Below are 26481 nucleotides of genomic sequence, written 5' to 3'. Positions count from 1 at the left end.
CCATGAACGTGAAAACCACCGGAACCGCCGTTGCCATCGGCCTTCTGCTCGGAGGCTGTGCACATCATCACACGGGCAAGCTGGAACAGAAGCTCCATGCCAAAGCCGCGATTGCCGGTCACGGCATCACCGGCGAAGCCCATCTCTATCAAGAATATGAAGGTCGCATCCGGATCAAGCTGAAGCTCGAGGGCACGGCCGACAGCGCGCTGACACCGGGACGGCATGCCCTGCACATCCACGAGACCGGAGCCTGCGATCCGTTCACCGCCGCCAAGGGTCATTACGACGGCACCGTCGACCCGCAGGTCAATCCGGAGGCCTCAGTGGCGCCGGGCTTGGGGAATCATCCTTATCATCTGGGCGACCTGCCGAACATCGTGATCGACGACGGACGGAAGGGCCGGCTGTATACGATAACCAGCCGGGTGACGCTCAGTCCCGGTCTGACCACCCTGCTCGACGCTGACGGCAGCGCAATCGTCATCCATGGATTGGAAGACAAGTTCTTGCCTGATCCGCCCACGAAGGACGCGCCGGGCGGGCCTCGGATTGCTTGCGGCGTGATTACATTGGAGAGGTAAAAGAAGAGGCAGACAGCGGCTCCACGCGTATCCGGGCGTCCACAATCCGGCACCCCTGTCCAGGCGGCAACGCGAAGATCGGATTCAGATCGAGGTCCCTGATCTCCGGAATTTCTTCCACGAGACGGGAGATGCGGAGCAGGAGATCTTCGATAGCTTCCAGGTCGGCCGGCGGATGTCCCCGATAGCCGGTGAGCAGCCGATACCCTTTGATGCCACGGACCATCTCATGCGCGTCGCGATCCGTAAGAGGCGTAATGCGGAATTGGACGTCCTTGAGGATTTCGACGTGAATGCCGCCGAGGCCAAACGCGACCAAAGCGCCGAACACCGGATCGTCCGCCACGCCCACCATGACTTCCACACCGCCGGTGACCATGGGTTGCACCAAGACTCCTTCCATTGTCTTTGACTGACCCGATTGCGCGACACGGTCGTTGATCGAATGAAAGGCGCTCCGAACCGCCCATTCATCGGCCAGATTCAGTTTGACGCCTCCGAACTCCGTTTTATGCACGATCTGATGCGAGGCAAGTTTGACGGCGACCGGATAACCGGTTTGTGCGGCGAGCCGCACGGCCTCGTCGGCTGTACGGGCGATTCCACCCGGCTGAACGGGAAGTCTTAGTGCGTTCAACAGGTTCCTGGTCTCTTCCGTCGTCAACCAGCCGGTAAGGCGTTCCGCTGATGCGGCGGAACAGATGCGCCGCGCGGCTGAAAGATCTATGTCGTCAAAGTCCTGAATCATCCCGTCCGGCTGTTGACGCCACTCCGCATACGCCGTCGCCTTGCCGAGGACTCGCGCCGGGCTTTCCGGCAAGGCATAGGTCGGGATCGTTTCCGTGGAAACGGAAAATACACGGCCCGAATCTCCTTCCGCCATCCATCCGATAAACACCGGTTTTCTCGTTCCGGTCTTGCGTGCGCCCGCGATCCCGCTCTGGATTCCTTGGGCGATTCCAGCCGTATCCGCGTCGGTCACCGATGTGTAGAGGATGATGAGAGCATCGATCTCATCCGCAGCCAGCACCGCTTCGATCGCCTGGGCGTACTGCGCTGGCGTGGCCGATGCGATAAGATCGACCGGATTGCTCAGAGCCGCGATCTCCGGAAGAAATGCCGCGAGCTTCCTTCTCGTCTGGGCGGGCAACTCCGGAACGATCAAGCCACCGGCTTCACACGCATCGGTACAAAGGATAGCTGGCCCCCCCGCATTCGTGATGATCCCCACCCGCCGGCCGGACGGCAATGGTTGCGCCGCCAAACCGCCGGCCAGCATCAGCATCTCGTCGAGCGTCTCGGCGCGGATTACGCCAGCCTGGTGAAACAAGGCCCCGACAGCGACATCACTGGCGGCGAGCGATGCGGTATGGGATAGGGCTGCACGCCGCCCGGAAGCAGTTCGACCGGCCTTGACGGCCACGATCGGTTTACGGCGGCCGACACGCCGCGCGATGCGCGCGAAACGACGGGGATTTCCGAACGACTCCATGTACAGGAGAATCACATCCGTGGCGGGGTCTTCTTCCCAATATTGAAGGAGATCGTTGGTGGAGACGTCGGCCCTGTTGCCTACGCTGACAAAAGAAGAAACTCCGACGTGGAACCGCCGCGCCGCTGCCAGCGTGGCTATACCAATCGCTCCGCTTTGTGATGACAACGCCACGCAACCCGGAGCAGGGAACAGGGACGCGAACGTGGCATTCAGCCGGACGCTCGGATCCGTGTTCAACAAGCCAAAGCAATTGGGACCGACCAGGCGCATGCCGTGCCGACGCACGTGTTCCACCAATTTGGCCTGGAGCGCCGCGCCGTCCGCTCCAATCTCCGCAAAGCCGGCCGTGATGACAACCAGCGCGCGGATGCCGTTGGCCGCGCAATCTTCGACGACGGACAATACGACGTCCCGCGGCACGGCCACGACGGCCAGATCAACCGGCTCGGCGACGGCACGGATTGAGGGAGAGACGGGAATGCCCATGATCTCGGCCGCACTCGGATTCACGGGGTAGATGGGACCGCGAAAGCGATTGAGGACCAGCGCTTCAAGCATTCGGAATCCAATACTCTGCGGATCTCGCGATGCACCGATGACTGCCACTGAGCGCGGGTGAAAGAACGGTCTAAGCGACGCGGTGGCGGCGAGACGCTCCCGCACTTCCGCACGGGTTACGGTTGTCTCCGTCGGAATCAACGACAACTCGACTTCCATATCGCCGCTTTCATAGAACTCCCTGCTCGTAAACCCCGATTCCCGGAATACCTCCCTCATGGCTAGATTGTCGGTATGGGTAACCGCCCATAAACGGGTGAATCCGTGCCGGATGGCCAGCAAGGCGAGTCGTTCCAGGAGCAATGTACCCAACCCCTTTCCATGGAACTCATCAAGCACGGCCATTGCCACCTCCACGGTCTGTTCATCCTTCGACCAGTATGAGCCTGCGGCGATGATGCGCGGCACGTCTCCCCATTGCCGCGTGACAATGAGCGTGAGCTGCGAGTGGGAATCGGAAGAGTCGCATAGTGCATCGACGAGGCTGCTTTGCGGGATTCCCTCAGAAAAAAAACGATGCCGCCTCGCCTCCGGCGATAGCTGCTCGACAAACCGTTGCATCGAAACCGCATCCGACAGGGTGGAGAGACGAATCGACGCAGTCGTGCCATCGCGAAGGATCAGTGAACCAGATTCTCCCTGGTCAGACATCAATGGAGGTGAATAACGCGGCCGGACTTGTCTCATATCAATCCTTTTTACGGTGCCGGCCGATCCGGTTTCAACCGGCAATGAAGGACCGGCGAATGCCAGTTCGCAGCCCTCTTTCTCGCCCGGCTCTTCTCCTTGACCACAGAGGCATTGCGAAACCTGTCGCAGAACTCCGCATGTCAGGAAAAGGAACCGTGGCAACATGCAACACCCTATGGTCGAGACAGATACTGAAAACTGATCCGGGCAAGGTTGGCCGACCCAACGTCGGCTCGAGCTCTTGCAGCGACCCAGAGATTCCCATGCTCATATTAGGCTGCCAACGCTTTCGCTTAATGTCTCCAAGCATATGATCCAATCCTGGGCCAAGATTTCCATCCATGGCAATGGACCAGTGTTGTGGCATTGGGAGTGCATGACGAATCGGTTGTACGCATTCAGGTTAATGAAAGGACGGTTTCCATGAGAGTCCGAGTTGACAAGGGAAAACCGGCGCGGAAGGTTTCGGCCTCTACGACCAGTTCACCGCTGATATCCGATAAATCGTTAGCGATTCATGGCGAGTCCGTATCGCCCACCGGCAACGACTTGCATGTCCGCATCGCCAAGCGCGCCTATGAGATTCATGCTGAGCGAGGCTATCTGCAGGGGCATGCGCTCGACGATTGGCTCGACGCGGAACGTGAAGTCCTCAAGCATCAAGCATAAGGAAAGGATCATAATACGTGCAGAGGAAACACTTATGACGGACCAAAAATCTATACTGATAGCCTGTGCGCTGGCCAGCACCGGCTTCCTATGGGGTTGCGAGACGACAACCTCAAGTACGGGTGGAGGCGGTCCATCTCAACAGGAAGCGGCGAGAGCCGTCGTCGATTACCGGAGATTGGCAGCGGAATTGCGCGAGATGGCGCACCGGAGAGAATTGGAAGCAGACGTGCTTGCCAAGCAGCAGAACCCGGACCAGGCGATGATTGCCCATTGGCGTGAGATGGCTCAGCACCTTCGGGCTGAGGCGGACACGGCGGAGCAGCATGCTCAGGAAATGCAACGAAGCGTGCCCCATGGGATGATGCAATAAAATTTGGAGCCGTGCAGAGACCATGGTATTTGAAATGAGCGAGGTCCTGCATCTGGTATGTCCCCATTGCCGGAGTCTCAGCAGTTCTCTGCCAGCAGCAGGATATCGTCCGTTGGGTACATACGCATGCGTGAATTGAGTCGTTCTCTCCGGTCCGGTCATACGATCCGACTGTTCACCGGGCCGGCGCAATCTCTCTCGGCGGATGTCGCTTCCGGGCGGAGAGCAGTGCGTTCTCATAATAGAGAGAAGAACCGTGCATGAAACAAGCAAGGACGGCTAACCGGTTACACCGAGTTCAGAGGGTGGTCCGACTCCTTGTGTTGGGCGCAGCGGTCCTTTGCTTCGCTTCGGCACAACCGGCATCGGGGGGTGCCGGCCCCGGTTCTACGGAAAGGGCTGCGGGACAGGCGCAGGCAGGCAAGGCTGTGTTCAACGGAAAAGGGGTCTGCTTCTATTGTCACGGCGTCGACGGACGACGCGACAGGTTACCCCGCATTGAAGCCGACACGGCTGCGCTTATCGCCCAGCTCAATCCGCCGCCGGCCGACCTCCGTGTCCCCAGTAGACTCCGGTTGAAAACCGACCGAGAGCGGACGAGTGCCATCAGGAATGGGCATCCCGGTACAGGCATGTTTCCGGACACAAGGATCACCGATCAGGAACTGGCCGACACGCTGGCCTATCTGGCGGTCCTCCGGCAGGAAGGCACTCCAACACCGTAGTGATTCGATTAATTCGGCGGAATCTGTAGGGAGAATCAGACCGTGTCAATTGATCGTGCATCGGCCGTACGGGTCCTCTCGCTATACGTTATGGTAATGGCCATCCTCCAGGGCAACGTTTTGCAGTCGAGCGCCGGCGGTCCCCAAGATGGCAGCGTACAACGAGGCACCATTCCAAGCTCTCCTGACGGAAACGCCGTGCGAGGGAAAGAGCTCTACAATGTCAGTTGCGTGGTCTGTCACGGAAAGGACGCAGGAGGCAACATCGGCCCTCGCCTGGCGGGCAACGCAATCCTCGCCAACGGCCAGGCCTTCCGGAAAACCGTCCAAGAGGGGAGGCATATGATGCCGCCGTTAAAGGATGCCCTGACGGATGAGCAGATCGCCGACATTCTGGCCTGGCTCAAGAGTCTTCCATAAGCGAACCGCCGGACAATCATTCCGATTCAGCTTCGGATTTTCTGGTAGTCTGTCTCGACAGAGCGCGGACGCCTCAACGGACAACCAGCACGGATCCGGTCACGCGGTGCAAAATCGCATGTGAAACGCTGCCCATGAGCAGCCGATCGACGCCGCGGCGACCATGGGACGAGACCACGACCAGGTCCCGGTCCTGCGCTTCCGCGGCGATGGTTTCCGCCACGTCGCCGGTCGCCACCCTGGTGCTGACCGAGCCATGACTCGCCACGAGCGCGGCCCCCACGGTTTTCACCACATCTTCAGCCGCGGTCTTCTCGGCTGCCGCCCAATCCTGAAAAATCCCGGTATGGTAAGGATCCACCGGGCGGACCGGCTCCTGGACATTCAATACACAGACCTCCACCGGATGCACGAACGGGTGTGCCTGCAGCCATGGCACGATGCGGGCCGCATCCTCTTGCCCTTCAACCGCCACCAAGATACGCCGCACGGGTTTGACGGCGCCTTTCACGATCAACGTCGTCCGGTCGGCCTGTGTGACGACGCGATGAGACACGCTTCCCAGGAAGACTTCGGTCAACCTCGAGCGGCCCCGCGCGCCGACCACGACCAGGTCGGCCTGCATCGTGATCGCTGATCGGCGAATCAGCTCCGCCGGCTGACCCGTCTCATTGATCTTCTTGACCGTGTTGAGGCCATCCGGCAGCAGATCGGCGGCACGATCCAGGACCTGATGCCCTGCATCCGTCACGGCGCGGGCGAAGTCTTCATACCCGGGGACGCTGGCCGTTTGGGCCAGGACGGGATACTCGAAGATGCCCAAGTCGATGCCGTGTACGAGCGTGACTTCCGTCGGACGGTACAGCTCGAACACCTGTCGAACCGATGCAAATGCCTCTTCCGACCAATCGACACCGATGACGACTTTCATATGCTCATCCTCCGGCTGTCCGATGCACCGCACTCCGGCCTTCTAACCTTGAACCGTCCCGTCATGCCTGGCGTTCGCCAGATCGAGACAGGTCAGGACTTCTTCGTCGTTGATCTGTGAAAAATCTGCATAGTGCGTGCCGACCGACCAAAAGGGCTCCGGGCAGGCCAGAACCACCAATTCATCCACAAGACCCCGGACCTGTTCAACCGTTTCCGCCGGACCGACCGGTAGGGCAGCGACAAGTCTGCTTGGAGCTTGCTCGCGAAGCGCTTCCACCGCCGCCAGGAACGTCGCTCCAGTGGCGATGCCGTCGTCCACGAGGATGGCCAGCCGCCCCGTCGGCGCCAGGAGGCTGCGCCCCTGCCGATACAACTGCCGGCGGCGAAGAATTTCCGCTCGTTTTTCCTCCGCCAACTCCTCGACCGACGTCGTGAGCCGCCGGTGGTCACCGGCATAGATGGGATTCATATGAAGGTTGCCCATCTCGGTGATTGCACCCAGCGCATATTCAGGATTCTCCGGTGAGCCGACTTTGCAGGCGATAAAGACTTCGAGAGGAAGATGAAGCGCGAGACTCAGCTGATACCCTACGATCACCCCGCCGCGAGGCAGCGCAAAGACAAGCCCGTCAGGGTTGTCCCGATAGGCGAGCAGCCGCTGCCCAAGCCGGTATCCGGCCTCCTCACGATCTCGAAAGATTTTGGTCATCGTCTATTATGAGCGCCCGTCGCACCATCGGTGAGAGAGAGGCTGCCTCCTGCATCGCTCTTTTCGGCAAAGCGGCGAGAGTCATCGTTCGCGTTTCGGGCGAAGGACCGAGGCCGACTGCCGCGGGAGCGGACGGCTCGAATGTGGCGTGACGAAGCGGCTCAGAACTGTGGAAGAGGGGACGTCCGAGGAGCAGAAACGGCCGCCGGCTTCCCGTCACCAAGGCGACCCGGCGCGGTACTCCCGAACCCCTGGTCCTGCTCGCGCGGTCGGCAGTAATGGAACATCGCATAGACGATGGTCCGAAACAGCATATCCGCCGCATCCTGTTTCCGCACGAAGGCGACGGCACCGGCGGCGATCATCGAATTGTAGATGTGGGGAGTATAGTCCGCCGAGAGGCCCAGTATCACCACATGCGGCATCGACTGCTTCAGATAACGCGTGGTTTCCACGCCATTGGGGGAGAGCAGGTTGACATCCATCAACACCACATCGACCTTGTGAAGGAGCGCTTGGTCGATGGCGCCGTCGCCGTCCGAGGCTTCCGCGACCACTTCGATGAGGTCGCCGTAAGGCTCTAGAATGATCCTCACCATCTCGCGAATCGCCGTATGACCGTCCACGACCAAGGCTCGCCAACGAAGGCATGGCTGCGTCTGCATGGACCTCGGCGCGGAGTATGACACCGTTTCGTTGTCGCGAATGGACACCGCCATGGCATGTTCCTCCTGGTGATGCTGAGGCCGATTGTGTAGCCATAGCGCGTTGAAGATACCTTCAGAACTAGGAAACACCCTAGCGACCACGATATGAGAGCAGGATGCGTACCATTGGCAGGACATTCACAAAATCTGGCCGGACGAACCAGCACCACGCCATACAGCGCATTGTCCAGATATCTCCGGGAATGATGCTCGGGCGGGGTTTATTCAGCTTTTATGGATTTATCGGGCCGGTTATACGAGCCGCTCGCGGTGGTGCGGCGAGCTCAAATCTTGAATGGGACCGAGGGGGACGATCCTCGTGGGATTGATGTCGTCGTGGGTCACGTAATAGTGCCGCTTGATGTGATCGAAGTTGACCGTGTCGGCGATCCCTTCGGTCTGATACAAATCCTTGAGGTACGCAAACAGGTTGGGATAGTCGATGATGCGTCGGATGTTGCATTTGAAGTGGCCGTGGTAGACGGCATCGAACCGGATGAGCGTGACGAACAGGCGCCAGTCCGTTTCGACGAACGTCTCTCCAAACAGATAGCGTCTGGTTTTCAGCCGGGCATCCAGTTGGTCCAACGCGTCAAACAGGCGGCGCACCGCCTGTTCATAAACCCGCTGCGACGTGGAGAATCCCGCGCGATACACGCCGTCGTTCACGTTTTCATAAATGAATTCGTTCAGGTCGTCGATGTCCCTTTGAAGACGCTGCGGGTAGAGATCGATTCGGCTCTCCGCAAACCCATCGAAGGCCCCATTCAACATCCGCATCAGATCGTCGTCCGAATTGCTGACGATCCGTTTCGCGACGGTATCCCAGAGCACGGGGACGGTGACGCGGCCCCTGTAGTGAGAATCCGTCGCGCGGTACGCATCGCTCAGGAAATGAAACCCGTTGAGGCTGTCGAGTGAGTGACCCGGCCCTTCACGAAAAGCCCATCCGCGTTCGTCCCGGATCGGATCCACCACGGTCATGCCGATCACGGACTCGAGCTTCTTCAGTCGACGCACGATTATGGTGCGATGAGCCCAGGGACAAGCCCATGACACGTAGAGGTGATACCGGCCGCTTGCGGCCGGATATCCGGAGCTTCCGTCGGCCGTGATCCATTGGCGAAAGGCATCGTCCTGACGCTTGAATTCACCCTGGTCCGACTGTTCGTCGGGGAATTGCGCTCGACCGGCCATGGATCTCCTCGTGACAACACAATGAGCGGTCCCGGTCTTCTACCACAAACACGATCAAAAGACCCGCAGGCATCAGCGGAGGGTCTCTCATCCGAGGATCCAATCATTTCCCATCCGCGCCTCCGGCATCGGCACATTGTTGACATGAAAAGGACATGGTGCTAGCGTGAACAGGCCTTTCGACGTGCTCCGTTCCAAGCCATCCATCTTGGACCACCGCAACGGCAGCCTCGTATGAAAGCACAGCGGCCAAGACTACGCCCCTTTTTCAAGAGGGTGTTCGTTGTGTTCGCCGTCCTGCTCCTTTCAATACCCTACCTCGTCGACGTCGCCTACTACGGTGACCTGACTCCTACACACAGTGCCCAAATCGTCGATTCCCACGGGGAAGAGGCCCTGTCCGTCGACGAAGCGGTTTCCTCAGACGACTCTACGAAAGATTCTCCCGTCATCAATGGCGGTTCAGTCGATGTTATCGCTCCTTCCTATTCCGGTCATGACTGGAAGAACGATCCTCGGTCCCAATTCCTGGCTGTCGCGTCGCACGCATCCCGCTCTCCTCCCCTCTGAATTCTCCGATCTACGGCTCGATGAGCCGCATTCTCATCGGCCTCGGCTACCGGCACATTCGAAGGCGGCGTTCGTCATGACGTTCTTCCGCCGCACCCGAATCAGGTAAAGCCGGAGGCAAGGCGACGTGACAAGCGTTTGATCTCACGAGGGATGTCGAACATGTCCGTGACACTGGAGAAGAAAATCGCGACAGGTCTCGGAAGCGCCCTGATTCTGTTGATCGGATTGGGTATCGGCTCCCATCGGAGCGCGACCGCGCTCGTGGGAAAGCAGGAAGAGATGAACCTGGCCGAGTCGTCGAAGCAGGTGGACCGGACGGACTCATTCACCATGGCGCTGATGATCGGTGGATCCGTGTTGACGTTGGTGCTCGGGGTCGGGGGCGGCGCGTTGGTCTTTTACGACCTAGCCAAGCGCAGACGGGTCGAGAATGCCGTACGCGTGAAGCAGGCCTACCAGGATTTGATCCTTCGTTCCTTGCCCGTCGCCATGTACTCCGCGAAGCCGTTGGGAGATTTCGGCGCCCTGTGGGTGAGCGAAAACATCGAGGAGTTGACCGGCTTCTCCGCACGGGACTTCCTGAACGACTCCTCACTCTGGGCCGCACGCCTTCATCCGCTCGACAAGGAAGGCGCCCTGGCGAATTTTACGACCTTGCCTCAGGACAACACACTGTCCATGGAGTATCGTTGGCGAACGCACGACGGGGAATATCGATGGTTCCGAGACGAGGCGGTCCTCATTCGCCGCGAGGACGGCGCCCTCCAGGAGATCGTCGGCCTTTGGACTGACATCACCATGCAACGGAAGGCAGAGGAACTCATTCGGAGACAAGCCGACATTATCAACCAGGTCGAGGAAACCGTCATCACGATCGATCTGGACGGCTATGTGATGAGCTGGAATCACGGCGCCGAAAAGCTCCTGGGACATTCCACGGCCGAAGCCCTCGGCCGGCATATCTCTTTTGTGTATCCGGCGGAAGACCGGGAATATCTCGATCGCGAAGTCCTTGCCCCCGTGATGGCCAAAGGGACTCATCGCGTCGAGGTTCGCCGGTTGACCAAGGATGGGGACATACGGTTCGCCGATCTGTCGCTCACATTGCAGAAGGACGGCTCGAACGCTCCGATCGGCATCATCGGTTATTCGATGGACATCACGGAGAGAAAGCGGGCGGAAGAGGCGCTCGTCGACTCCCGAAACCAGCTCGAAGCGCTCGCGACTCGGCTCCAGTCGGTTCGGGAAGAGGAGCGGACCCGAATCGCGCTGGAAGTGCACGATGTCCTCGGCCAGGCGTTGACCGTGCTCAAAATGGATCTGTGCTGGATTGCAAAACATCTGGGCGATTCGACAACACAGGCCCGGTTCGAGTCCCTGCACGCCCGCGTGAATTCGGCGCTCGGTCTCATCGACTCGACGCTTCAATCCGTGCGGGAGATCGCGACAGAACTACGGCCAGGAGTACTGGACCAGCTCGGCCTGGCCGCCGCGATCGAGTGGCAGGCCCGAACATTTCAGGAACGGACTGGAATTGCATGCGACATCGTGGTGCGACCACATCGCATCCTGGTCAGCGACGAACAATCCACCGCCTTGTTCCGCATCTTCCAAGAGGTCCTGACGAACGTGGCGCGGCACGCCCAAGCCACCACCGTGCGCATCAGGCTGGAAGAGTCCGACGACCACGTATCATTGCAGGTGACGGACGACGGACGAGGCATTCCGGAAGGTGCCATGACCGGGCCTCGTGCATTCGGCATGTTGGGGATGCGACTTCGGGCCCAGCAGCAAGGCGGAGAGCTGACGATCCGCGGAAAACCGGGAGCCGGCACCACGGTCATCGTCCGGATACCACTGCACCGGAGCGGCGATGATTAACATTCTCCTTGCAGACGACCATCCGTATCTCCGTCGCGGCCTCATGCAAATCCTCAGGGATGAATTCCCCGGCGCGGTGATCGGCGAAGTGGCCAATGTACCCGAGCTGCTCGAACAGGTTCAGAAACTGCGATGGGACATCGTGGTCTTGGATCTCACGATGCCCGGAAGAGGAGGCCTGGAGGCGTTGCATGAGCTGAAACGGCTGTGTCCGAACCTTCCCATTCTCGTGCTGAGCATGCATCCGGAAGATCAATTTGCCGTGCGTGTGCTCCGAGCCGGAGGGGCCGGATACCTGACAAAGGAAAGCGTGCCGCAGGAGTTCGTCCGGGCGGTCAGAATCCTATGGAAGGGAGGGAAATACATCACGCCGAAGGCTGCCGAACTGCTTGCCGCCTATGTGGACCGACACGGCGATACCGAACAGCCGCTCCATGATTCGCTGTCCGATCGAGAATACGAAGTGTTCAGAATGATCGCTGCAGGACAAACCATCACCGAGATTTCCGAGCAGTTGGCCCTCAGCATCAAGACGATCAGTACGTACCGTTCCCGTGTCCTGGAGAAGCTTCATCTGAGCAACAACGTGGACTTGGCACGCTACGCAGTCGAACACCATCTCCTGACCTGATCGCGCGATTCCGGCGTTCCCCCCGCTCAGTCCGCCGCCCTGCATGGTTCGACCAACCCGACCGATCGGCTTTCGGTTCATGAAGAGCATTCCCACAGGCCTTCGAGGAGAATTCCTACAGGGATTGAGGATCTATTCCGATTCGTTCCGGCGAAGGCATGGCTTACATCGTACCGTGCGGCAACGAGTCGACACCCCGAAAGGAGCACGATCATGAGCACAAAGGCGATGGAAGCGGAAGAGGCGATCCTGAACATGCTACAGCGCTATGAGGTCCTCGCAATGGAGGATCTGATCGTCGGACGGCCGGATTTCACCTGGGGACAATTGTTTCTCGCCGTCGACCGTCTCAGCAGAACGAACGTGATCGCACTCTCCCGGTTCGGACTGAGCTACCATCTGCGGCTCATGCCCTGCGAAGATCAACTCGCCACACCGCAGGGCCAGAAGGAACCGGCTGCCCGCCTGACATCGAAAGCGGAGGCATACCGGGCAGAAATCCGCGCCTAGGCTTCCGCGAGCACGACAGTCCGCCCCTTCCCCAGAGACTCGCCATCGTCCGAGACGCTCGAGCCGCGTGACGCTGGCTTGAGCGCCGTTTCTCTGCTCAGCGGAGAGGTAGGAGACCTCCTACGTCCCAATCGCTCCATATCCGGTATCGAATGTGGCCGTTGTCCGAACGACCGTCATGACGATTCCGTGTCTATTGCCAGGGAACATCAAGAGAGGAGGATTCTATGACGCCTCTTTCCTTATGGCGGATAGGACGGGAACACGACCATCATCCATTGATCCTGGCGATCCTTGTTCTGACGACGCTGGAATTCTCGACAACCCAGGAGGACGTGGCAACGGCGTCCGATTGTCTGACCGCAGAGTTCACTGGGTCATGGCCAACTCTTGCATTTCCCGCTCGGAGCAGCTTGCGTCTATGGAATCTCCCGCCGATCGTGTCATTACAGGATGCCCTCAAATATTTCCCAACGGCTCCAGCATGCGGGCTACCGCCGACTCTGTCGGCTGGCCTGAGCACCCGTGCCGGAATACGGGATCAGGCGATCGTCACACCCGATGCGGCTGTGGGACAGGGCTCTCGAACCACCATCACGGCGAATAGCGCGGCGACAACAGGCCGGCGAACGATGAAGACAACATCCCGCATTCCAACCGTCAAAATCGGGATTCCTCCTCTCAGCGGAAAAACACATACCTTCAGGACTTGGACGACACCGATCGAGCTCGAGCCCCAAACAGGCGAACGGCCGTCGGGCTTTATTGGCCCGAACAATCAAACGCGCCCAAACCAGCACACAGCTCCGAATGTATTTCCGCCCGCCCCCCTTGTTCAGTCGGAGCGCCGACCGGTCGATCTTTCGATTCCCCTCCGCCATGTTCTTCCGCAAGCGGATTATGACGCCGAATCCAACCGGATGAACTCGGCGACGGCCCTGGCTCTGCACGGCGGAGAATGTGCGTATGCATGTCCCTGAAGGTGGACTACACCCAGACCCCTGCACACATCCGAGTGAGAGAAAAGACCCGACGCGGCGCGCAGCCACAGCGGTGACTCCCCCCAGACTTGAATACCACCGGGCCGCTTGAGGATAATCCCATCGCCCTCTCCTCGCCTTTCGCAGCAGTCCTTTCTGCGGATGATGGCGCTCTATTGATGCCCGGAAGACCGAGAGACGTACAAGGAGGTTGGCTATGGCGACGCGCGGATTGTTGGTCTTGTGGGGGCTTCTTCTGGGAGCTTCGCTGGTTCTCGCCGAAGGAACGCCCGTGGCCAAGATAGTGCCGTCCGGCGACTTTCTTGAGTTCGAACATGACGGTCGCTCGGAACCGGAGCGCCTCCCCCTGTATCGGACCGGCGGCATCCGCTATTTCAGCGCAGGCATTGGACTTGAGGAACGGTCCGCGTCCTATCCGGGGTTTTCCTTAAAACTGATCTTCACGGCGGGAGGGAAACCCTTTCTTTCCGGCGTCGCGGTCACGATCACCCCTGCGCGCGGAGGCAAGCCGATCGTCATCCCGCGAGAGCATGTGGAAGGACCATGGTTGTTCGTGGACTTGTCTCCGGGGCTGTACGAGGTCACCGCGAGCTACGGCAACGATTTGCAACGGTTCAAGAAAGTAAAAGTCGAGCCCGGCAAGCAGCGGGTCATTCACCTGCGTTGGCCCCACGATCATGGCATCAGTATCCACACTCCGGAAGAGTGAGCCGTTACAACCCGAGAATCGCGGATGAAAATAAGACTAACACATGGCGAGCGCGGTCGATCGATTTTCAATCATTGACGGTCCGGGAGGTGATGGGAAGATCGCCGAAGTCCGTAGGGCTCGGTACCAAGGGGAACATCATTGCCTCGCCCATCGTCGAAGGGTCCGGAGCCACAGCATCAGTACCTTTCACGCCGAGCAGCGACATACGCTGGACCTGACGTTACATGATGTGGTCCGCCCAAGTCCGTCGGCCGAACAGAACCGGACCGCGCTTCATGACCTCCCCTTCTTGCTAGGAAATCGGCAGGGTCCCGGCCGATTCAGATCGCCCGGGAGTACGGTGCTGGAGTCTGTGCAGGCGGACTCAAGCTGGGCCTGAGTGAGGCCGATCGCGGACTTGAGGTCGGCTCCGCGCAAGTCCGCATCGCGTAGATTCGCGCCCTCGAGCCGGGTGCCGGTCAAGTCCGCTCTCGAAAAGGACGCGCCGCGGAGATCAGCCTCCTGCAAGTTGGCGTGCGCGAGCTTCGCGCGGTTGAACTCGGCTCCCCGTAGATCAGCAGACACCAGGTAGGCGGATTCCAAAGTCGCGTCGTTGAACAGGGCATTTCGCAAGGACACCTTGGGAGCATAGGCCTCACTCAGCTCGGCGGCGACGAATGTGGCTCCCGTCCCGGTGGTGCCGATCAGAATCGCGCGGTCCATCCGGGCATTTCGAAAATCGGCACCGTCCGCCGTCGCAAGGTAAATGATCGCCATTTTGAGATTGGCGGCGCGAAAATTGGCGCCGGTGAGTCGTGCCCCTTCCAAGTTGGCCCCTTCAAGATCGGCACGGTAAAAGTTGGCCGCATGCAAGTTCGAAAACCGGAAATCGGCTCCCCTCAGTAACGCATCCTGCAAGTTCGCTTCCGTCAAGTCTGCGTCGTCAAAGTATGCCCCCTCCAGGTCTGCGTCAACCAACTGCGTCCCGCGCAGGATCGCTCCGTCGAAGAGTGCACTCTGCAGATTCGTGCCCTTCATATGGGCCTTGCTCAGATCGGTGCGACGGAGATCCGCTTCCAGCAAATCGGCGCCCGAAAGAATCGCGCGATGCAGGAGCGCTCCATAAAAGTGACTATCCACAAGATCGGCGCCGGTGAGATCGGCGGAGGTCAAGTTCGCTCCTTCAAAATGGGCCCGCTCCAAGGCGGCTTCCCGCAGACGGGCTTCGATCAAGACGGCTCCCAGAAAAGCCGCCTCATCTCCGACCACTTGAGTGAGATCCGCGCCGGACATTCGGGCTCGTCGCAGGTCGGCGCCGGACAGATTGGCCATCTCCAGATGCGCCTTCGTGAGATCAGTCTCGGCCAATCTGGCCTGGACCAGCGTGCTCTGTGACAGGTCAGCCTGTCGAAGGATTGCGCCTTCCAGATTGGCCCGCTCCAAATTGGCCTGGGCAAGGGAGGCCTGACGCAGGTCCGCTTGGCATAAATCGGCCTTCCGGTGGCCAGGATGGTGGCGCTCCTCCAGCCACTGACCATGCGACCGGACAATCGCGCGGAGTTGCTTGGCGGGCACCACCTGCTTCTTATACGAGCTCGAGCAGGACGGCATAGGCAAGGTCCCCGCAGAGGCCGGTTCCTCGAATGCGACGCCCATAGCGATGAGGACAGCTCCCGCCGTGCTGGACGACAAGAGGCAACGCGTCGCGCGAAGGACGCTCGAGAATGTGCTCATTACCGTGCTCCTTTGGTTGAGGAAGTCTGTAGGTCCACCCGGGCGGCAAGATCGGGAGGGCGGAGGAAATAAAAGAACAAGTACGGGCGGATGCCCATCGGCGCGTCAGCAAGACTTAAGCCGGAGGTACTGGAATCGCCCAAGGCAGAGCCGCAACGTAGGAAGAATCGCGTCGTCGGTACCGAGAACTGCCATCGAGAAACCAGGTCTCCTGTGTCCCAGGAACGCATGAGCGTCATCGTGCCTGCTGAGACAGCACGCGAATATAGGCGACCACGTCCTGCATTTCACCATCAGTGAGTTGCCCGCGCCACGCGTGCATCGGACTGAACACAATGCCGTGTTCGACCGTTCTGAGTAGATCTTCGTCCGACTTGAGGTAGGAGCCGAAACGGTGAAAATCGGCCGGCTTCATCCTCAGCGAGGCGGCCTCAGGCCCGTCTCCCCATCCACTAGGTCCATGACACCTCTGGCAATGTCGCCCGTATACCTCCTTTCCTCGCGTGACGTCGGGAGGATAGTCCTGAGCCACGAGGGCCAAAGGAGTGGCGAGAATCAAGAGGACCGCACAGCTTCCCCACAACCATCTGGGCAAGGATGCCTCAACTCTTCTTTGTCGTGTGGGCGATAAACGACGTGTATAACTGTTTCATGTTCGTGCTCCTGCACGATGGGCAAACCACCTTCTCGTGCTCGTGTTCCTTCAAGGTGAGGACCACCAGAGATTCCTTTCCACAGTCGAGGCATTTATAGTCATACATCGACACCGTCCACCTCCGGCCGAATGTCGAACGTGTTTCCTTATCGGGGCATTGCAGGCATGGGATGCACGGCGGTTGCCTGTGGACCCTTCCGGCCTTTCTCCACGTTGAAGAGCACTTCGCTTCCGTCATCCAAGTCCTGAAACGACAGCCCTTGCAGCGCATTTCGATGGAAATACACTTCGCCACCCCCCCTCTTGAAGTATGAAACCGTAGTCCTCTAAGGGAAACAGTTTGCAGACAACTCCTCGAAGCGGAGGGAGCGGAGCAGAACGAACTCCCTTCCTCGCCCGCTTGTCGCAGAACTTCCGGAGTTCGATGCCGACGGCCTCGAAGGCCTTGCGGATCGCTTCCTCGAAGGTCTTGTTATCCTTGCGCGCGCTGATCGTATGCCGTCCTGGCAGCGATATGACCACGAGCGCTTCGGCGACGTTCGTAGACTTCTTGTGATGGGGAATCTTCGTCAATGTCACACGCCCATGGACCAAATCGTCGTGCCCCGTTGTAGAGCGGCTATCCGTTCTTCGATCTCCTGCTTCCAGCGCGGGGTCATTTCGACATGACGGCTTTCCACTTCCAAGTTCATGATGTCTCCTCAAGAAATATATCCCACGCAGAAGAGCTGAGCAAAGGATATGCCTCTGCGAAGGGAACTCTTGAGACGACCGATTACGGCCAGCGGTTGATATTTCTGCCGTTTCGATCTTGGCCGGCTCCTCGCTTTGATTCCCTGTCGCATTATTCCTCAGCGTGATTTCCAGCCATTGAAGCCGAATGGGACAACCGAGGATATGGAAGGGAAGGCAGCGACGGAAATCCTCTGGAACAGGCCTTGCGTAAGATTATGATGATGCCACGACTCAAGACGCATAACCTTGTCAGTTACCTTCGAAATTGCTTTGGACCGAAGACCATTCTCCTGTCCTATGGGCCAATCGGCCAGGAAAGCGTTCAGGGGAAGGACAAACGGTACGGCTATGGATCCCCGGTGAGGATCAGATTTCGGACTGGGGAAACGGTCAGATCCGCCGTGATCTCGACCCTGACCCCCGGTCCCTTCGGCCATGAGCACATGGCGGATCGCGCCCAAGCCATCCTATGGGATTACGAGTCATACGGCCGGTTGCCGCGTCATGTGAAGGCGCTCGATGTAGGCGCCTTCACGGCGGGCCAGGAACTGTTTTCGGTTTCACGGGCACGCGAATTTTTCGTGTTGAACGAATGGGTGGAAGGAACCGGCTATCAGACGGATCTCGAGCGCCTTGCGAAGGGGTACGGATTGCGCCCGCTGGACCGGCAACGGATGTTGGCGTTGGCCCGCTATTTGGCACGAATCCACACACAGAAACGCCGAGACCCTGATCTCTACAGACGCCGGCTACGAGAGCTCATCGGCCACGGCGAATGCATCATGGGACTGACCGACAGCTATCCCAAACGTCTGGGGTTCATTACGGAAGAGTTGCTCCGCGAGATCGAGGACTCCTGCAATCGCTGGCGATGGCGACTCCGCGGCAAGACGCATCGGCTCTCACAAGTGCACGGAGATTTCCACCCTTATAACGTGTTGTTCCGAACCAGAACTGACTTCTCGGTGCTGGATCGGTCTCGCGGTGAATGGGGTGAGCCGGCCGACGACGTGACCGCAATGACGATGAACTACCTGCTGAGCTCATTGATTCGGTATGGGAGACTCCAAGGACCGTTCGAAATCCTGTTCCGAGGGTTTTGGGACGCCTACCTCAAGACTAGCGGCGATCAAGATGTCATGAGCGTTGCCGCGCCGTTTTTCGCCTTTCGCGGCCTCGTCGTGGCCAGTCCGGTCTGGTATCCAAATCTGACGATTGCGGTCCGCCGGAGCATCTTTCATTTCATTACTAACGTTCTCGGAGCGACGCGATTTGAGCCCGACCGGGTCAATGAGTATTGCCGATGACGGTGTTCGAGGGTACATCGACGAGAAACTCACGGCGAGGCGACGGTTGAATCCTGATCCCACTTCACCAACAACGCATCGTGTCCTCCCTTTCGCCATCTGGCTCACCGGACTTCCGGCGTCGGGGAAAAGCACGATCGTCTCTCTGTTGCGGCCAGAGCTCGAAGCGTTGGACTTGACGGTGGAGGTGCTTGAATCAGACGAAGTACGTCACATCCTCACGCCCGCCCCAACCTATTCGGAGACGGAGCGAGATCTGTTCTACCGTGCCTTGGCTTTCCTCGGCGCGCGTCTCGTCGCGCACGGTATCACCGTGGTGTTCGATGCCACAGCCACGAGGCGGATGTATCGGAATCTGGCTCGAACACTCATTCCTCGTCTCATAGAAGTGTCCGTGGAGTGCCCGCTGGAAGTGTGCATGCAGCGGGATTACAAGGGCACCTACCATCGCGGCCAGCATGGGGATACATCGACCGTGCCCGGCTTACAGGTACCCTATGAACCGCCAACCGATCCTGAGTTGCGAATCGACACCACCACCGTCACTCCGGCGGAAGCCGCCCGACGGATCATCGCCCTGGTTCGGACGAGATTGTTCACCCAGGAGGAAAACTGAGAGCACCAACCCGCATGACCTCCTTGCGACCGGCCAAAACGATACCCTGGTACCAGGCCAGCGGCTCGCCGCCGACCTGCTTGAGCGTCCCGCGCCTTCGAACAGCCGCGCCCGATAAGATGACCATTCTCTTTCGGCAAGCCCTCAGTCTGGCAACCACTCGACTCAGCACGACGACTGCTGCGTTGCAATTACCGGCGATCAAATGCGTAGAGGCCTTAACTTGTCGTAGATAGGGCTTAGGCAGATCAGACCATCCGCCGGAGCAACTCAATGACATTCCGTAGGACAGAGGAGCAGCAGGTAGACCACCACTGCGATGCCCACTGCAATTGCCCCCAACAGCAACCATCGCTTACCTGATCTCGACATCACGTCCCCTCACAGAATGTCCTCCCCGATTCCACGAGCAATTCGGATACCATCGCATTGCGACACAGGTTCCCTCAAAACCGGTGTGAACCGGGCCTACTTTCAATACCATGAACGTGGCCGTTTTGATGCTGTCGCCTTCTGCTACAGACGGTCCAGCCGATTGTAGCAGGGCTCCACGTTGCCGCGTTCCAGTGCCCTCACTCCTTAGCGAGATTTGCCATATCTGCCCGCGCTGAATGCGCGAATCTTACACATCTCTTTTTCAGAGACCTCCCCATCGAGCGGAAATTCTGTGGCATTGCCCTTGCTGTTCCTGTTGGAGTGAGGATATTCCCTATTCGGTCATGCGAGATTGTCCGATCATGGCCATGATCATGTCACCTGGAGAACGCCGTCTCGACTCGGGCTCGAACAGCTGCTAGAGTCGGCGCAAAGAAGCAGGCCTGACTACAATTGAGACGTAGTATGTGGTTCGGAGCCTTGCGGTCAATCGAGCATTCCGACCGGCCCACGGTTGGTCTAGGAGTCGGGCATTCAACAGGGAGGTATTCATGATCACTGCACGCAGTTGGATGATAGTCGCCGCATTGTCGGGGTTCTGCTGGCTGGCCACAGGCGTGCCAGTCGGATCTCAGGCTGAACAGACCGTTGAGGTGACGATCCGAGACTTTACGTTTCTCGTAAGCAAGGAAGCGCCCCTTCGCCTAGGTCTTCCGACCGTCATTTATGTCCGCAATGAAGATAGCGAGCGGCACGATTTCGGATCTTCCATGTTCGAGGGCTTGCCCACGAGGGTCGAGAAGGACGGCATCATTGTCTACGGACGGGGAGTTGAAGGCGTGATGCTCGATCCCAAACGGGATGCGACCATTCGCTTTAATATGGAACGACCGGGACGCTATACGTTTCGTTGTTCGATTCATCCGAACATGAAAGGCGAGTTGCTTCTCTTGAGCGCAGAGGCCGTCTGACGGAACGGGCGTGCGCAAGCCCGCCAATTTCTTCCGTCTTAGGTCCTCTCACGTCCGCCATGAAATTGGATCACGTGCTCCTGGCAACAGATTTTTCGTCCCCCGCGCAACGCGCGGAAGAGTACGCTTGTTTCTTCGCAGCCCGCAAGCACGCCCGTCTCACCGTCATCAGCGTGCTGGAATTTGCAGCTGGAATGGATCCGGCCTATCCCGTTAACCATCAGTACCTCACCGAACGCATGCAGGAGGCCTCGGTCCTCTTGACCGAGGCCAAGCAACGAATCGCCAACCGAGGCATCTCGGCCTCGACCAGAATCGAAACGGGACCGCCAAGTGAAGCGATCGTAGCCGCGGCGCTGACGGAAGCCGTAGACTTCATCGTGCTCGGAACCAGCGGGCGAAGCGGCTTGGCGCACGTGCTGTTGGGTAGCACAGCGGAACGTGTCATCTCCCGGGCACCATGTCCCGTACTGGCGGTACGATCGACCGGCGGAACTGAGATGGCACTCAAGCGTATTCTCGTCCCGATCGATTTTTTTGACTGTTCGCTGGACGCAGCGGAGTACGCGGCGCAGATGGCAAACGAGTCGGGATCCGCTATCAGACTCCTGCACGTCATGGAGCCGGTGTCCTACGGACTCGATTTTACACTCGGCGATGCGACAGATCTGGCTCGGGTGCGGGAACGCAGGCTTCGGCAACTTGAGGAACTGGCCACAGCGCTTGTTGCCGCGGGAATCTCGACAACAAGCGTGATTCGAGGGGGGATCCCTCGTAACGCTATCCTAGAGGAATCGCGTCAATGGTCGAGCGACCTGATCGTCATGGGAACGCACGGGCGACGCGGGATCTCTCACCTCTTGAACGGAAGCGTGGCCGAAGCGGTCCTGCGCCAGGCCGATTGTCCGATTTTGGCAATCCGTAGCCCGAAGTTCCATCCCGACCATCGCCGATTGATTCCTGTTTCGGTTCGGCAGAGTTTAAGCCGATAAGCCAAGACCGTCATGCTGCATCGACCAGACCGGCCTGCCAAACTGATCCCGAATCCTTTGCATTGTTATCCACCCACCCTCCGGTCGACAAAGAACTTCGTCGAGCGCTCGCGAAAGAGGCGGACCAGATGGGAATGGATCCAGTCGTGACGCAGGTAAATGAGGCGATTGTCGGCATATCCTTCGCCCTTGATCCGTCGCTGGAAGGCCTGTTGGCTCGACTGGACTCATTGAGCCGACAACCGAACTTTGCGGTGCAACGCCGACTGGCTCTGGAACTGTTTCTGAGACCCTATCTGGAACCCACCTCGCCTTTCCTACAACCCTTGGCGCAGGAGGAGGCCCTGGCCCTGCTTATGCTATATGCCGATTTCTATCCCGAGGACGGCCAACTGACTCTGGTTGAGCAGCTCAGAGATATCGTAACTGAACACATCCCGGAAGAAGAGCGCCGGTGGCTTGACCCCCTCAAACATTCCTCCATGGACCTGCTGGAAGTCCTTCCCGAGTCCAGCGCTCAGATGCCGCTATCATTACGCTCCCTCGGAGACGACAGGCGTATGAAGGTGCAGGGTGATCTGTCCGGTCGGACACTCCGCCCGGGGGACATTCTTCTGACGCGCGTCATTGAGGAACAGGGAACATCGGATAGGAACGTTCATCTTGCCGGAGGGGCCCTTCTGCTGCCCATGAAGCAGGCCCGTTCCCTGTTGGAGGCATCACGTGAATGGGAACGAAGCGTGGAAATCGTCTCCGGTTCATTTACACTGGGTGAATGGCAGGAGTTCGTCAAACGGTACGGATACGTTCTACTCTGGAATGCAGCTTCGCTGCGGCTCACCGCTCTTCTCGAAGCCGTTGCCCGCATCCGTTATCGCACGCCCAGCGGCACATCGTATTTGTATGCCCTGGCCTTGTATGACCATCACGCGTACAGGGCGATTGCCGAAGGTCTTTCGGCCATGACGGAATTGCACGAAGACGCCCGAGGTCCGTGGTTGCATGGTTCAGACCATTTGCCTTCTCCGGCTCCGGTCAGAATCTGGGTTCAACGGGAGAACGAGCAAGAATGCGAGGGCCTGGCGGTACGGCTGACCCTGACGCCCTTGCAGCTGTTCGTCGAATGCGATTCGCCGGACCGGTTGAATTCGGTCAAGCATCGGCTGGCCTCCGCCTTCGGATATTCGATGCGCTTTCGAGGTGAATCGCTTACAACGCCGGAACGTCGGATCCCGCCCGATCAACTGGCGAAGGAGTCTCCCTGTTCGATCGTCGTGACAGACGAGGAGCAACTGGCTCTCCTGAGCCGTTTCCTGGACATGGCATATTTGGAATGGGCTGATCAACCGTCTGCGGCCTTGGGTGGACAGACGCCAAGACATGCGGCGGCCCAACCGACACTGCGACGGAGGGTCGCCGACCTGATCGACGGATTCGAGCGACACGATCCTGGGATGAGATTGCTCGGCATCACCGCTTTCAACTACGGCATTTTACGTAATCACGTTGGACTGTAACGGCCGGTGACTAGCTGAAAAGGAGGCGTCATGGCGACAATGCGGGCCAACGTCTTTCATTCCAAAGGGAAATTCGGCGTGGCAGAGACGCCCATGCCCAAGGCCGGATACGGACAGGCAGTCATCCGAGTGACGCTCACAACGATCTGCGGGACGGACCTGCACATCGTGAGAGGGGAATACCAAATCAAACCGGGCCTCGTTCTGGGCCATGAACCGGTTGGAGTGATTGCTGAATTGGGAGCGGGAATAGCCGGCTATGACATCGGCGACAGGGTGTTGGTCGGCGCCATTACGCCGTGCGGCCAATGCCGGGCCTGCCTCTCGGGACATCAGGCGCAATGCGGTCAGTCCGCCGCAGGCTATCAGGCAATCGGCGGCTGGCGCTTCGGAAATACACTTGATGGAGCGCAGGCCGAATACCTATTGGTTCCCCATGCACAGGCAAACCTCGCCAAGATTCCCGCCGAGTTGACGGATGAGCAGGTCGTGCTCCTTTCCGACATCGCCTCCACCGGATTCAGCGGAGCCGAGTCAGGGGGTGTGCGGTTGGGAGATGCCGTCGCCGTTTTCGCTCAAGGTCCCATCGGTCTGTGCGCGACCATCGGCGCCAGACTGATGGGGGCAGCGCTCATCATCGCGGTGGATACCGATCCACTGCGGTTGAGGATGGCCGTGCGGATGGGAGCGGACATCGTGTTGGACCCCAAACAGACCGACGTAGTCGCCGACATCAAACAATTGTCCGGCGGAGGTGTCGATGTCGCCATTGAGGCATTGGGACTGCAAGAAACGTTCGAAAACGCATTGCGCTGTCTCAGGCCAGGAGGGACGCTGTCCAGTCTCGGCGTGTATTCAGGCAAGCTCCATGTACCTTATGATGCTTTTGCCGCGGGGATCGGCGACTACCGAATCGTCACCACACTTTGTCCGGGAGGAAAAGAGCGGATGACCAGGCTCATGGAGTTGGTGCGGCACCGCCGAATTGATCTGGCTCCGTTACTCACCCATCGCTTTTCGCTGGAGAACATCGCTGAAGCCTACGACCTCTTCGGACGACGTGGGGAGGGCGTGCTGAAGGTAGCGGTGAAACCGTAACTCGAGAGATCCCGAGGAGAATCCTATGAATATCGTGGTGGCGATGGATGGATCAAAGTTCGGTCGCCAGGCGTTGAATTGGGCGGCGGCGTTGCCGCTGAAGGATCGGCCGCGGGTGACAGCCCTGCACGTGCTGGATATCGATGCCCTGCGCGCTCCGTTCGTCGCACAGTCCATGGTGGCCGGGAACCAGCGATTCATCCAACAGGAAGTGAGGCGAATGGAGCGGCGGGCGGCGGAAACCCTTGCCGAAGCGCGTCGGCAGATGCGCACCCTCCGCCTCAACGGGAAGGCGAAGGAACTGCGCGGAGGCGTCGCGCCGACGATCTTGAAGGAGGCCCCGGGCACACACGGCATGATCGTCGTCGGCAGCCAAGGACTCGATGCACTCGACCGTCTGATGCTCGGCAGCGTCTCAACCAACGTGCTGCATCATGCGTCCCGCCCGGTCTTGATCGTCAAGGCCGGTGTCAGGACGGTCCGCCGGATCGTCTTGGCGGCCGACGGATCAACGTCGTCACGGCATGCGATGAAATGGCTCCTGACGAAACTCCGCCCGACCGTCTCCTCCTCCGGAGATGCCACCCGGACACCGATCCACGTGACGGTCGTGCATGTGATGCCCTTCCTCAGGTACCCGGAATTGAAAGAGGCGGGGAGTCGTCTCGCTGAAGAGTGTCGGCGCAAACTGCTCGATGCAGGCTTCGGCGCCGACTCCGTCTGTCGGCTGGGTAGGCCGGCGGATGAGATCGTGAAGGTAGCCGTGGACCGCCGGGCTGACTTGATCATCATGGGAGCACAAGGCCTGGGGGCGATCGCCAGGTTGGTGCTGGGTAGCGTCTCGACCCGGGTCGCGCAACGATCTTCCATTTCTGTATTGGTAACGAGATGATCGCCGGCTGTCATATTGGTGTTGGAGGGAAAAGCCGATGGCGCTCCTTCGCAAAAGTCACAGGTGTCAGGTTTTTACAACAACAAACTCGAATCAACTGAACTCATTAAACTCCATATAAAACAATACCTTATGTAGAATTCCCCCAATGCATTTCCTTGGCATGTGAGTTGCTGTGTCCATCGGTAGATCGGAGGTGCCCGGTGAGACTGCAACAGACATTAGCCAACACGATAACCTGTACAGGAGTCGGCCTTCACTCGGGCCAACCCGTTACCATGACCATGAGGCCGGCTCCTCCCGATACCGGCGTGGTCTTCGTCAATCGAAATGGCCATGCAGGAGACTCTCTCGCGGCGACCGTCAGGCACCTGGTTCCGACCGAACTCTGCACCGCGATCAGCGGCAACGGATTTCAAGTCAAGACGATCGAGCATGTCTTAGCGGCACTGGCTGGATTGAATGTCGATAACGTATTCGTCGAGGTCGATGCGGGTGAAGCGCCGGTCATGGACGGCAGTTCCGCGTCATTCGTGCGGTTGATTCGCTCGGCCGGCTTGATTTCCCAAGCCAAGCGCCAGCCATATCTGAAGATGACGAGACCGCTTGAAGTGGTGGATGGGTCGCGCCGGATCCGCATCGAGCCGTCATCGATGCCCAGGATCACCTATTCCATTCAATACAACCATCCTCTGATTCAGACACAGACCTACACTTACGAATACTCGGCGGATGCATTCGAATCCGAAATTGCCGATGCCCGGACGTTCGGGTTCTTGGAAGAAGTCGAGGCCTTATGGGCGCGCGGGCTTGGACGAGGCGGTAACCTGGACAACACGGTCGTGTTGTCGAAAGACGGAGTCTTGAATGAATCCGGACTTCGTTTCGCCGACGAATTCGTCCGGCACAAGGTCTTGGATCTGATCGGCGACTTCGCGCTTCTGGGAGTTCCGTTCATAGGTCATTTGGTCGCCGACCGATCGGGGCACGCCCTGCATACGAAACTCGTGAAGCAGATTTTGGATCATCCCGATTGTTGGGTGCTCCTTAATGCCGATCATAATATCGACCACAGCTTGACGGTTCCCGAATTCCTTTCTCCCGTTTCCACGTCGCGGCCAGCCGCTCCTGTGGCACTCCAAGCCGCCTCCTAACCATCCTTATCAATAGAAACCACCTGAACGACCGCCGCCCAGCTCGGTGGCGGTCGACGGACGTGCGTCGATCCCGATGAAGATGAGT

The 26481-nt window shown here is 59.0% G+C and carries 26 protein-coding genes; 17 read left to right on the top strand and 9 right to left on the bottom strand.

Annotated elements, in window-relative coordinates; all coding sequences use genetic code 11:
- The first annotated feature begins 2 nt into the window (after positions 1-2).
- On the top strand, positions 3-584 hold the full coding sequence (locus NSJP_RS04995) for a superoxide dismutase family protein (protein WP_172834172.1): 582 nt from the start codon (positions 3-5) through the stop codon (positions 582-584).
- Here NSJP_RS04995 and NSJP_RS04990 read toward each other — a convergent pair.
- Complete coding sequence (locus NSJP_RS04990) at positions 568-3198, bottom strand: GNAT family N-acetyltransferase (protein ID WP_231989493.1); 2631 nt, start codon at positions 3196-3198, stop codon at positions 568-570. The genes NSJP_RS04995 and NSJP_RS04990 overlap by 17 nt on opposite strands.
- Positions 3199-3750: 552 nt before the next feature.
- On the opposite strand from NSJP_RS04990, the gene NSJP_RS04985 reads away from it, so the two are divergent.
- The 4 genes from NSJP_RS04985 (at position 3751) to NSJP_RS04970 (ending at position 5514) form a co-directional block, all read left to right on the top strand.
- Positions 3751-3996, top strand: a complete 246-nt coding sequence (locus NSJP_RS04985) for a DUF2934 domain-containing protein (RefSeq protein WP_080885825.1) — start codon at positions 3751-3753, stop codon at positions 3994-3996.
- A gap of 34 nt (positions 3997-4030) precedes the next feature.
- Positions 4031-4369 carry a hypothetical protein gene (locus NSJP_RS04980; RefSeq protein WP_080885824.1) on the top strand — a complete coding sequence of 113 codons (339 nt, stop codon included), beginning with the start codon at positions 4031-4033 and terminating at the stop codon, positions 4367-4369.
- A 305-nt stretch (positions 4370-4674) separates the two neighbouring features.
- On the top strand, positions 4675-5094 hold the full coding sequence (locus NSJP_RS04975; RefSeq protein ID WP_172834171.1) for a c-type cytochrome: 420 nt from the start codon (positions 4675-4677) through the stop codon (positions 5092-5094).
- Positions 5095-5136: 42 nt separating this feature from the next.
- Positions 5137-5514 carry a c-type cytochrome gene (locus tag NSJP_RS04970; protein WP_155969890.1) on the top strand — a complete coding sequence of 126 codons (378 nt, stop codon included), beginning with the start codon at positions 5137-5139 and terminating at the stop codon, positions 5512-5514.
- A 73-nt stretch (positions 5515-5587) separates the two neighbouring features.
- On the opposite strand, the gene NSJP_RS04965 is transcribed toward NSJP_RS04970, so the two are convergent.
- The 4 genes from NSJP_RS04965 to NSJP_RS04950 all read right to left on the bottom strand — a co-directional run bounded on the left by NSJP_RS04965 (position 5588) and on the right by NSJP_RS04950 (position 9060).
- Entirely contained in the window at positions 5588-6445 is an 858-nt protein-coding gene (locus NSJP_RS04965) for a universal stress protein (RefSeq protein ID WP_080885821.1), read from the bottom strand.
- Between the two features lie 42 nt (positions 6446-6487).
- A complete protein-coding gene (locus NSJP_RS04960) occupies positions 6488-7156 on the bottom strand; it encodes a phosphoribosyltransferase (RefSeq protein ID WP_080885820.1) in 669 nt (222 codons plus the stop codon).
- Between the two features lie 161 nt (positions 7157-7317).
- Positions 7318-7875, bottom strand: coding sequence for a response regulator (locus tag NSJP_RS04955; protein ID WP_172834170.1), 558 nt, complete (start codon positions 7873-7875; stop codon positions 7318-7320).
- A gap of 240 nt (positions 7876-8115) precedes the next feature.
- Positions 8116-9060, bottom strand: coding sequence for a glutathione S-transferase family protein (locus tag NSJP_RS04950; protein ID WP_080885818.1), 945 nt, complete (start codon positions 9058-9060; stop codon positions 8116-8118).
- A 732-nt stretch (positions 9061-9792) separates the two neighbouring features.
- Here NSJP_RS04950 and NSJP_RS04940 point away from each other — a divergent pair.
- From NSJP_RS04940 to NSJP_RS04920, 4 genes are all read left to right on the top strand, one after another.
- A complete protein-coding gene (locus NSJP_RS04940) occupies positions 9793-11514 on the top strand; it encodes a PAS domain-containing sensor histidine kinase (protein ID WP_172834169.1) in 1722 nt (573 codons plus the stop codon).
- The gene (locus NSJP_RS04935; RefSeq protein WP_080885815.1) at positions 11507-12145 is read left to right on the top strand and encodes a response regulator; all 639 of its coding nucleotides are present in this window, start codon (positions 11507-11509) and stop codon (positions 12143-12145) included. Before NSJP_RS04940 ends, NSJP_RS04935 begins: the two co-directional genes overlap by 8 nt.
- Before the next feature lie 213 nt (positions 12146-12358).
- The gene (locus NSJP_RS04930) at positions 12359-12655 is read left to right on the top strand and encodes a hypothetical protein (protein ID WP_080885814.1); all 297 of its coding nucleotides are present in this window, start codon (positions 12359-12361) and stop codon (positions 12653-12655) included.
- Positions 12656-13852: 1197 nt separating this feature from the next.
- Positions 13853-14365, top strand: coding sequence for a hypothetical protein (locus NSJP_RS04920; RefSeq protein WP_080885812.1), 513 nt, complete (start codon positions 13853-13855; stop codon positions 14363-14365).
- Positions 14366-14641: 276 nt separating this feature from the next.
- On the opposite strand, the gene NSJP_RS04915 is transcribed toward NSJP_RS04920, so the two are convergent.
- From NSJP_RS04915 to NSJP_RS20035, 4 genes are all read right to left on the bottom strand, one after another.
- The gene (locus NSJP_RS04915) at positions 14642-16081 is read right to left on the bottom strand and encodes a pentapeptide repeat-containing protein (protein WP_080885811.1); all 1440 of its coding nucleotides are present in this window, start codon (positions 16079-16081) and stop codon (positions 14642-14644) included.
- Between the two features lie 235 nt (positions 16082-16316).
- A complete protein-coding gene (locus tag NSJP_RS04910) occupies positions 16317-16613 on the bottom strand; it encodes a c-type cytochrome (protein ID WP_231989530.1) in 297 nt (98 codons plus the stop codon).
- Positions 16614-16683: 70 nt separating this feature from the next.
- Positions 16684-16842: an FmdB family zinc ribbon protein gene (locus tag NSJP_RS20040; protein ID WP_407938648.1), complete on the bottom strand. Its 159-nt coding sequence runs from the start codon at positions 16840-16842 to the stop codon at positions 16684-16686.
- A 40-nt stretch (positions 16843-16882) separates the two neighbouring features.
- A complete protein-coding gene (locus NSJP_RS20035; protein ID WP_080885809.1) occupies positions 16883-17023 on the bottom strand; it encodes a cold-shock protein in 141 nt (46 codons plus the stop codon).
- A 663-nt stretch (positions 17024-17686) separates the two neighbouring features.
- Between NSJP_RS20035 and NSJP_RS04900 the strand changes: the two genes are divergently transcribed.
- From NSJP_RS04900 to lpxC, 8 genes are all read left to right on the top strand, one after another.
- Positions 17687-18778, top strand: coding sequence for a phosphotransferase family protein (locus tag NSJP_RS04900; protein WP_155969887.1), 1092 nt, complete (start codon positions 17687-17689; stop codon positions 18776-18778).
- Positions 18762-19394, top strand: a complete 633-nt coding sequence (locus tag NSJP_RS04895; RefSeq protein ID WP_080885808.1) for an adenylyl-sulfate kinase — start codon at positions 18762-18764, stop codon at positions 19392-19394. Before NSJP_RS04900 ends, NSJP_RS04895 begins: the two co-directional genes overlap by 17 nt.
- Positions 19395-20320: 926 nt before the next feature.
- On the top strand, positions 20321-20740 hold the full coding sequence (locus tag NSJP_RS04890) for a cupredoxin domain-containing protein (RefSeq protein WP_155969885.1): 420 nt from the start codon (positions 20321-20323) through the stop codon (positions 20738-20740).
- 59 nt (positions 20741-20799) lie between these two features.
- The gene (locus tag NSJP_RS04885) at positions 20800-21732 is read left to right on the top strand and encodes a universal stress protein (protein WP_080885807.1); all 933 of its coding nucleotides are present in this window, start codon (positions 20800-20802) and stop codon (positions 21730-21732) included.
- A gap of 128 nt (positions 21733-21860) precedes the next feature.
- On the top strand, positions 21861-23249 hold the full coding sequence (locus tag NSJP_RS04880) for a hypothetical protein (protein WP_080885806.1): 1389 nt from the start codon (positions 21861-21863) through the stop codon (positions 23247-23249).
- A gap of 39 nt (positions 23250-23288) precedes the next feature.
- Positions 23289-24347, top strand: coding sequence for a zinc-binding dehydrogenase (locus tag NSJP_RS04875; protein ID WP_080888510.1), 1059 nt, complete (start codon positions 23289-23291; stop codon positions 24345-24347).
- 25 nt (positions 24348-24372) lie between these two features.
- Positions 24373-25239, top strand: a complete 867-nt coding sequence (locus NSJP_RS04870) for a universal stress protein (protein ID WP_080885805.1) — start codon at positions 24373-24375, stop codon at positions 25237-25239.
- Between the two features lie 203 nt (positions 25240-25442).
- On the top strand, positions 25443-26393 hold the full coding sequence (gene lpxC, locus NSJP_RS04865; protein ID WP_172834167.1) for a UDP-3-O-acyl-N-acetylglucosamine deacetylase: 951 nt from the start codon (positions 25443-25445) through the stop codon (positions 26391-26393).
- The last annotated feature ends 88 nt before the right edge of the window (positions 26394-26481 follow it).

This window comes from Nitrospira japonica (assembly GCF_900169565.1).
GTDB classification, from domain to species: Bacteria; Nitrospirota; Nitrospiria; order Nitrospirales; family Nitrospiraceae; genus Nitrospira_C; species Nitrospira_C japonica_A.
Note: the sequence above shows the minus strand (reverse complement) of the source record. Positions and strands in the feature narration are given on the sequence as shown.